Annotated in this window: 9 protein-coding genes and 2 pseudogenes; 7 read left to right on the plus strand and 4 right to left on the minus strand. The window is 65.8% G+C overall.

The genetic code is table 11. The features are described from left to right. Positions 1–412, plus strand: a 412-nt coding sequence (locus ACFDS3_RS17575; RefSeq protein WP_375263656.1) for an NnrS family protein, incomplete at its 5' end; no start/stop codon positions are given. Between the two features lies 1 nt (position 413). Here ACFDS3_RS17575 and ACFDS3_RS17580 read toward each other — a convergent pair. Beyond that, positions 414–1,556, minus strand: coding sequence for a DUF4142 domain-containing protein (locus ACFDS3_RS17580; protein WP_375263657.1), 1,143 nt, complete (start codon positions 1,554–1,556; stop codon positions 414–416). Positions 1,557–1,786: 230 nt separating this feature from the next. Between ACFDS3_RS17580 and ACFDS3_RS17585 the strand changes: the two are divergent. Next, a pseudogene (locus tag ACFDS3_RS17585) lies at positions 1,787–2,236 on the plus strand (pseudoazurin). A gap of 44 nt (positions 2,237–2,280) precedes the next feature. Here ACFDS3_RS17585 and ACFDS3_RS17590 read toward each other — a convergent pair. Together ACFDS3_RS17590 and ACFDS3_RS17595 are read right to left on the minus strand one after the other, a co-directional pair. Then, complete coding sequence (locus tag ACFDS3_RS17590; RefSeq protein ID WP_375263658.1) at positions 2,281–3,471, minus strand: NnrS family protein; 1,191 nt, start codon at positions 3,469–3,471, stop codon at positions 2,281–2,283. 52 nt (positions 3,472–3,523) lie between these two features. Beyond that, on the minus strand, positions 3,524–3,952 hold the full coding sequence (locus ACFDS3_RS17595) for a pseudoazurin (RefSeq protein ID WP_375263659.1): 429 nt from the start codon (positions 3,950–3,952) through the stop codon (positions 3,524–3,526). 98 nt (positions 3,953–4,050) lie between these two features. Here ACFDS3_RS17595 and ACFDS3_RS17600 point away from each other — a divergent pair, with 98 nt between their 5' ends. Then, positions 4,051–4,746: a Crp/Fnr family transcriptional regulator gene (locus tag ACFDS3_RS17600; RefSeq protein WP_375263660.1), complete on the plus strand. Its 696-nt coding sequence runs from the start codon at positions 4,051–4,053 to the stop codon at positions 4,744–4,746. A gap of 3 nt (positions 4,747–4,749) precedes the next feature. Here the strand turns inward: ACFDS3_RS17600 and ACFDS3_RS17605 are convergent, their stop codons facing one another. Continuing rightward, the gene (locus ACFDS3_RS17605; protein ID WP_375263661.1) at positions 4,750–4,965 is read right to left on the minus strand and encodes a DUF1858 domain-containing protein; all 216 of its coding nucleotides are present in this window, start codon (positions 4,963–4,965) and stop codon (positions 4,750–4,752) included. Positions 4,966–5,098: 133 nt separating this feature from the next. Between ACFDS3_RS17605 and ACFDS3_RS17610 the strand changes: the two genes are divergently transcribed. From ACFDS3_RS17610 to ACFDS3_RS17625, 4 genes and pseudogenes are all read left to right on the plus strand, one after another. Next, positions 5,099–5,551: a c-type cytochrome gene (locus ACFDS3_RS17610; RefSeq protein ID WP_375263662.1), complete on the plus strand. Its 453-nt coding sequence runs from the start codon at positions 5,099–5,101 to the stop codon at positions 5,549–5,551. Between the two features lie 13 nt (positions 5,552–5,564). Beyond that, positions 5,565–6,917: a cbb3-type cytochrome c oxidase subunit I gene (locus ACFDS3_RS17615; RefSeq protein ID WP_375263663.1), complete on the plus strand. Its 1,353-nt coding sequence runs from the start codon at positions 5,565–5,567 to the stop codon at positions 6,915–6,917. Next, complete coding sequence (locus ACFDS3_RS17620; RefSeq protein ID WP_375263664.1) at positions 6,914–7,711, plus strand: CbbQ/NirQ/NorQ/GpvN family protein; 798 nt, start codon at positions 6,914–6,916, stop codon at positions 7,709–7,711. Before ACFDS3_RS17615 ends, ACFDS3_RS17620 begins: the two co-directional genes overlap by 4 nt. A gap of 5 nt (positions 7,712–7,716) precedes the next feature. Next, positions 7,717–8,163: pseudogene (locus ACFDS3_RS17625) on the plus strand (NorD nitric oxide reductase activation protein); the annotation flags it as partial.

The raw sequence follows: 8,163 nt of genomic DNA on the forward strand, positions 1-8,163 counted from the left end.
GGACCGGGCAGTCCTGGCCGACCCGCTGCTCTGGGGGCTGCATGTGGGGTTCGGTTGGCTGGCGCTGGGGCTCCTGGCGTATGCCGCCGCAGAACTGGGGGCGGGCGTCGCGGGCACTCACGCGCTCCACCTGATCCTGATCGGCGCGGTGGGAACGCTCACGCTGGTGATCTCCCTGCGTCTCATCCGGGCGCAAGCGCGCGAGGCGCAGCGGGGGGATTGGAAGGATGGCATGGTTCTCGCGCTGGTCAGCCTTGCCGCTCTGCTCCGCGGAGGCCTGCCGCTGGTCGCGCAGGACTGGTACGGCCCCGCCGTTGCAGCTGGCGGGGCCGTCTGGAGCGTGGCCATGGCCTTGGCCCTTGCGATCTACTTCCCGCGGCTCCTTGGCTGGCGAGAGGGCAAGAAAACCTGATTTACTGACCTTGCTGGCCGCTGCGCGTGTAAAGGACGATGCCCTCGTCCAGCACGTCGAATGCGACGACATCCTCAACCGATCCGTCACTTTGGCTGACGGCGGCGTAGAGCCCTTGGTGCGAGTTCACTGCATCGCGCACCCGCGACAGGTTGGCATGGTGGTCCGAGAGGGTGGTGTCGAGCGTGCTCAACTCGGATTCCTGGAGATGCTCGCTCAGAGAAACGATGTGCACCTGATCGGCCGGGAATTCGGGCGCCTGCTCGAGCTGCGCGAGCTCTGTCGAGGGGTCCGCGATCATCGCGAACACGATGGCGGGATTGACGACATCAAGCGCTCCGGCGGCAGGGGCGGTGTCGGGCTGGCTTGCGTCGTCAGGAAGCGAAGCCGTCTCGGACTGCGGGTCAACCTCGACCTGCTCGTGCGCGTAGTTCTCGCCCGACTGGACCTCTGGCTGTTCGGTCTTTGGCGTATGCTGGCGCTCGTTGGTCTGGCCTTGGGCGCCGGCATCGCCATTCCCGCCGCTGTTCGCCTGCGCTGCACCGGATTGCGTTGCGCCGGTATCTCCATCGAGCACAGCTTGTGCTGTCGCCAGCTGCGCCTCGAGCTTTGGCGTCACGGCCCGGGACAATTCGGCGAAGGTCTCGTTTTCACCCATTTGCGACCACGCGTCGATGATCGTGGGATAGACGCTGGTGACCCAGGTGGCAAAGAGGCGGTCGAATTCGGCGCCATTCAGGTCCGCCAGAACCTCAAGGTCGGCACGCACGTCTTCGGTCATGGAGCCTTGGCCGGCCCGGTCCCCGACGGCATTGAGCCGGTCGTTGATCGCCTGATTGAGAAGGGCCATGCGGTCGCCAAGATCGCGCACCGCGCCGCCCGCATATTTGGCGGCCGTCAGGTTGCCGTACTGCTGCGCTGCAAGCGCGCCGGCTGATGCCGTGGCAAATGGCTGCTGAAGATCGTCCGGGACCTGCGACGCCGCGTCTGCCGAGAGGTCCGGCAGATCCATGGCCTCGTGCGTCTCTGGCAGGTCGTTGCGGAAGACGTCGGTGCCGTCGGAGGGAGCGTTGTCGGACTGTGCCGCGACGGGCAGGGGGCTCAGAAGGGCGCAGAGGGCTGCACTCGCCATGATGAATCGCATGAGGGGACCTCTTTTTGATTGCTGGCTGGGAAAGGAACAATCGCCGGATGCCCATGTTCCCCCACAAGATCGGGTCCCGGTGTCGCACCCGACGTCTGCGAGGCGTCGATGCGGTGCGGACGAGGAACCGACAGAAGGAACGATCATGCACTACGCGATGAAGAGTTTTCGCCCTGACCGCCAGCCTTTGCCTCGCTGGCGCGGCGCAGGCCGAGGAGCATGAGATCCAGATGCTCGACCAGGGTCCCGATGGCCAGATGATGGTGTTCGAGCCCTCTTTTCTGAAGATCGAGCCCGGCGACACGGTGACGTTCGTCCCGACCGACAAGAGCCACAACTCCGAGACGATCCTCGGCATGATCCCCGAGGGTGCCGAAGCCTGGAGGGGCAAGATCAAATAAGAGGTCTCGGTCACGCTGGATGAGCCCGGCGTCTACGGGTTCAAGTGCATGCCGCACTACGCGATGTGGATGGTCGGGCTGATCCAGGTGGGCGACGAGGTGCCGAACCTGGACGAGGCGCTCGAGATCAAGAACCCCGGCAAGGCGAACGTCCGCATGGCGGTGCTGTTCGAGGAAGTGCAACAAGGCGATGCCGGCACGACCGACGAAGCGGGCGCGGCCGATGAGGCGACGACTGGCGCTGACGGGGACGAAGCGACGTCCGGCACGGCGCAGTAAGATGACCACGGTCCGGGCGGAGTTTCCTCCGCCCGGACCGCACCTCAGGCCGGAGTGGAAATGCGAGCCGGTGCGACGAGGCTGGGGGCAAGCCGGGCGGCGAATAGCCCGAAGGCCGCGACCCAGAGAAGTCCGGCCAGCGATGTTCCCGACACTCCGGCGACCACGACGGTCCCGGCAAGGGCGCGGATCAGCGCTGCAGCGCCGACCAGTGCGAAGGCGACAGTAAGAACCGGCCCCGCCACGAGGGCACGTCCCGTGTGTCCCATCGTTGCGCGCATCATCACGGCCAGCGTCATTCCCCCGATCGCACCGATCCCCAGAAGATGCAGGCCCACCGCAAGCGGAACCGTCCCGGTAAGGGCGCTGACGGCCAATGCAGCGAGGCCAAGCGGCACGAATACGTAGGCGACGTGCAGCATCGTCAGGAGGGGTGAGGCGAAGGTCCGCCATCCGCGCCACCGCGCGACACGGGCGAGGTGAAGGATCGCGGCCAGCAGCAGCGCAACTCCGGTGGCCGCGCCGACGGGCGTGACGACCCAGACAAGCTGGGACGCCGCACCGACCGCGAGAGCCAGCGCGTCGAACCATCCAAGCGCCGCGGGCAGGGGGCCGGGGCCGCGCCTGGTCAGCCAGTTGCGGGTGAAGCTGGGAATGATCCGGCCGCCGATCAGCATGATCAAGAAGACGAGGGTCGCAAAACCGAGGCGCCGCCCGAACTCGCTGGTTCCCGTCGCCTGCACCTCGGCGTGGAACAGGATGTCGGCGCCCAGAAAGAGAGAGATGGGCAGGACCACCAGCAAGTTGCGCCAGTTCTGCGCGGCGACGATTTCCTTGGCAATGACTGCCAGGACGAGGGCGAGGAAGCTTGCGTCGATCAAGAGGACAGGCGCCGGGGGCAGGGGGATCACGCCCGCGACGGCAAGCCGACCCAGGATCCAGAGAGCCAGCAGCAGGGCCAGCGGAAGGCCTTTCACAGGTGGGCGCTTGGTCCAGTTCGGGACGGCGGTAAAGAGAAATCCGGCGAGCACAGCCGAGCCATAGCCGAACAGCATTTCATGAGCGTGCCAGTCCACCGGCGCGAACGGCCCGTGCAGCTCGAACCGGGCCGCGAGGATCAGCAGCCAGGCCGGGACAACGGCGAAGGCGAAGAGCACCGCACCCAGGAAGAATGGGCGAAACCCGTAGCTGAAAAAGGCCGATCCTCGGAAGGACGGCCTAGCGATCCGTTCCATGTGCATATCCTTGCGAGTAGCGGGGCGGCACCTTTGCACCGCCCCGGATGCCTCATTGAACCTGGGCGAGGGCGGCTGCCATCCGCTTGGCGGCCTGGCCGGGATGCTTGATTCCGGTGGCTTCCTCGAGGTTCTCGGCATTCCCGACCTGGATCACCGCCGTCATGCCCATGGCGTAGTGCGGATTGCATTTCACGCCGTAGATGCCTTCCTCGGTGAAGGTCACGCTGACTTCCTTGTTCATCGCACCGGCGAAAGGCTCTGCCCCTTCGGGCAGCATGCCGGGGATGGTCTCGGCGTTGTGGCTTTTGTCGGTCGGGAGGAAGGTGACCGTGTCGCCCGGCTCGATCTGGATGTAGGCGGGTTCGAAGACCATCATGCCCTCGGCGCCGCTGTTGAGCATCTTGACCTCGTAGTCGGCAGCCTGCGCGGCCATGGCGAGAGCACCGAAGGCGGTGGCGATAGCGAGAGTGCGAAGCATGATATGTTCCTTTCCTCATGCGTCTGTTTTCCTGCCACGTCATATGGGCTATGGACCCGCAGCGAACTTTGCGCTCGATCAACCTCTTGGCGTTTGCGGTGAAAAAACTCGACGAAAGCCTGCTGGCCCCCATCCCGCCCTTCCGGCGCCTGGACCGGGCGCAGATCCGCGAGATCCTCGACCAGGCGGTGGCGCGCCGGTACGAGGCGGGCGTGGCCTTGTTTCACGAAGGCGCCGAGGCCGAGCGGTTCTACCTGCTTCTGGACGGCACGATCCGCGTGGTCCGCACGACCCCCGGCGGAGAGCAGGTGATCGCCCTCCATATCGGCGCGGGCCAGCTCTTTGGCATTGCGCCCGCGCTCAGCCGCACGACCTATCCGGCCACCGCGATGACGGCGAGCGAATGCCTGGCGCTGTCCTGGCCTGTCTCGCTCTGGCCGGTCTTCGTCGAACGCTACGAAGGCTTCGCTACCGAATCCTATCGCACGGTTGGGCAGCGCGTGGGCGAGATGAACACCCGCATCGTCGAGCTTGCGACGCAGCATGTCGAGCAGCGGGTGGCGAACGCGCTTTTGCGGATGGTCAACCAGTCCGGCAAGAAGGTCGAGAACGGGATCCAGATCGACTTCCCGCTGACGCGGCAGAACATCTCGGAGATGACGGGGACCACACTGCACACGGTCAGCCGCCTTCTGTCTGCGTGGGAGCGGGACGGCATCGTCGAAAGCGGGCGAAAGCGGGTGGTCGTCACCGACCCTCACCGGCTGGTGGTGCTGGGGGCGGGGCCGGAATAGCGGTCACACCCTGGCGCGGATAGCCGAGGCCAGAGCCGCGCGGAATTCGGTCTCGTCGACGCCATGCTCGCGGCAGGCGTCGGTTATGGTGTGGAAACGGCCGATCACGCAGCCGACGCAGAGCATCCTGTAGCGCAGGAAGACGGCGATCGTCTCTGGCCAGGTCTCCATGAGGTCGGGCAGCGCCAGATCGGGCGTATCCAGTGAGGGGGGTTGCATCGGGCATTCCTCCGCCGCTCGGGCCTTGGGCAACCTGCACGAACAGATCTTCGCGTTCTTTGCGCTGTCGCAACAAACTGCCCAGTCGAAGCCGCTACTGCTCGCGACACCCAAAGTCGCACAGGGCTTCCGCATGTCAGAAATTTTCACCAAGTCGCGGGCGCGAAACGTCTTCTACGGAGGGTCGATCTTCTTCGCGGCGATCTTCGTCGCGCTCACGGTCCATTCCCACCGCTATGTCGTGAAGACGTCCACCGCCGGCATGCCGCTCACCGACGAGGTGGTCCGCGGCAAGCATGTCTGGGAACGCAACAGCTGCATCAACTGCCACACCCTGCACGGGGAGGGTGCGTATTTCGCGCCCGAGGTCGGCAACGTGATGACGCGCTGGGGCGTCCAGGACGACCCCGAGATGGCCTACGAGGTGCTCGACGCCTGGATGAAGGCGCAGCCCTCGCGGATCGAGGGGCGTCGGCAGATGCCGTTCTTCGACCTGACCGAGGAAGACACGCGCGGCCTCGCCGAATTCCTCCGCTGGGCCGATCAGACCGATACGCAAGACTGGCCGCCGAACGACGCCGGCTGAGGAGAACAGGGACATGAAGTATCAAACACAACGGGTCGCGCTCTGGTATTTCGCCGCAGCGATGGGCCTTTTCGCGGTGCAGGTCCTGGGGGGCCTGCTGGCCGGCTGGATCTACGTTTCGCCCAATTTCCTGAGCGAGATCCTGCCCTTCAACGTGGTGCGGATGATCCACACCAACGCGCTGGTGGTCTGGCTGCTGCTGGGCTTCTTCGGCGCGGCCTACTTCCTCGTGCCCGAGGAAAGCGAGCGCGAGATCTATTCGGTCAAACTGGCCTATATCCAGCTGGCGATCCTCGTGATCGGCACGCTGGGCGCGGTGGCAAGCTACCTCGTCGGCATCCATGGCGGGCGCGAGTTCCTCGAACAGCCGCTGTGGGTCAAGTTCGGCATCCTGGTGGGCGCCGTCATCTTCCTCTTCAACATCTCGATGACCGTGCTGGCCGGGCGCAAGACGGCGGTGACCAACATCCTGCTGCTGGGGCTGTGGCTTCTGTCGCTTCTGTGGATCTTCGCCTTCATCAACCCGGACAACCTGTCGCTCGACAAGATGTACTGGTGGTACGTGATCCACCTGTGGGTCGAGGCGACATGGGAGCTTGTGATGGCCTCGATCCTCGCCTTCCTGCTGCTCAAGATGACGGGCGTGGACCGCGAGGTGGTCGAGAAGTGGCTCTATGTCATCGTGGCGACCGCGCTCTTCTCGGGGATCCTCGGGACGGGGCACCACTTCTACTGGATCGGCCTGCCCGGCTACTGGCAGTGGCTCGGGTCGGTCTTCTCCACCTTCGAGGTGATCCCGTTCTTCGGCATGATGACCTTCGCCTTCGTCATGGTCTGGAAGGGGCGCAAGAACCACCCGAACCAGGCGGCGCTTCTGTGGTCGCTGGGGTCCGCGACGGTTGCCTTCTTCGGCGCGGGCGTCTGGGGCTTCCTGCACACGCTGCACGGCGTGAACTACTACAGCCACGGCACGCAGATCACCGCCGCCCACGGACACCTGTCCTTCTACGGCGCCTATGTCGCCCTTAACCTCGCGATGTTCAGCTATGCGATGCCGATCCTGCGGGGCCGCGATCCCTACAACCAACGCCTCAACATCGTGGCGTTCTGGCTGATGACGGGCGGGATGGCGTTCATGACCTTCGTGCTGACCTTCGCGGGCACCATCCAGACGCACATGCAGCGCGTCGTCGGCGAATACTACATGGATGTGCAGGACCAGCTGTCGCTGTTCTACCTGATGCGCTTCGGTTCGGGCGTGGCGGTGGTGCTGGGTGCACTCCTCTTCCTCTACGCGATGGCCTTCCCGCGGCGTCAGATCACGCTGCCCAAGGTCACGCTGCCAGCCCGGGGAGAGCAGGCATGACCCTTCAGAGCCACGATTTCGACGTCCCTTTCTACCGGCCCGTCGCGAACGAGTGCACGCTCTTCGAGACGGCCCACGCCAACGGTCTGCCCCTTCTGCTGAAGGGGCCTACCGGCTGCGGCAAGACCCGCTTCGTGGAGCACATGGCGGCGAAGCTCGGGCGGCGGCTTTATACCGTCGCCTGCCACGACGACCTCTCGGCGGCCGACCTGATCGGGCGCTTCCTGATCCGCGGGGGTGAGACGGAATGGGTCGACGGGCCGCTGACCCGCGCGGTGCGGGAAGGAGCGATCTGCTACGTCGACGAGGTGGTCGAGGCGCGCAAGGACGTCACCGTCGTCTTGCACCCGCTGACCGACAACCGCCGCACGCTGATGCTCGACCGCACGGGCGAGGAACTGGTGGCGCCGCCGGGCTTCATGCTGGTGGCCAGCTATAACCCCGGCTACCAGAACGTGCTGAAGCGTCTGAAGCCCTCGACCCGGCAACGCTTCCTGTCGATCAGCTTCGACTTTCCGGACCCCGCGACCGAGACGTCCGTCGTTGCCGCCGAAAGCGGGCTGGACGAGGCGCGTGCGCAGTCGTTGGTCCGGCTGGCGGGGCACATCCGCAAGCTGTCGGGCGTGGACCTGGAAGAGGGCGTCTCGACCCGCCTGCTGATCTACGCGGCCAGCCTGATTTCGGGCGGGATGCCAGTTGCACAGGCGCTCGACGCCGCCGTGATCCAGCCTCTGACGGACGAGGTCGACGTGCAGGTGGCGCTGCGCGATCTCGTTTCCGCTGTGTACGGGTGAGCGTCATGGTCCATCTGCTCGACCTGATGGAGCCGGAAGAGACGGTGGGAAAGGCGTGGCACGGCTATGCCAGCCGCCTGGACGAGGTCGCCTCCTTCGACGAGGCGGCGGTCACCTTGCCGGAGGTCCGGGGCAGCGCCGTGCTGCTGTTCCGCGCCTTGGGCGGCAATGCAGCGGTCGAGATCGGCGAGGCGCCGACTGTGCGGTCGCAACACCGGCTCAGCCTTCGCCGAAAGCTCGGCACGGCCGACGAGGTGCTGCAACTTCCGCGCTTCGACGGCGAGCGGCTGGGCCTGCCGGCCACGATGCGGGCCTTCCCGCGGCGCGAGCTCAATCGCGCCGCCTATCTCTGGATTGCCGCGCTGGCCGCGCAGGTCGAGATGACGGAGGCCGGGGCGGACCCGCAGTCGCGCGAACTGGCGCAGATCGCGGCGATCGCGGCGGCCTCTGAC

Origin of the sequence: Palleronia sp., from assembly GCF_042089775.1 — a bacterium.
GTDB lineage: Bacteria > Pseudomonadota > Alphaproteobacteria > Rhodobacterales > Rhodobacteraceae > Palleronia.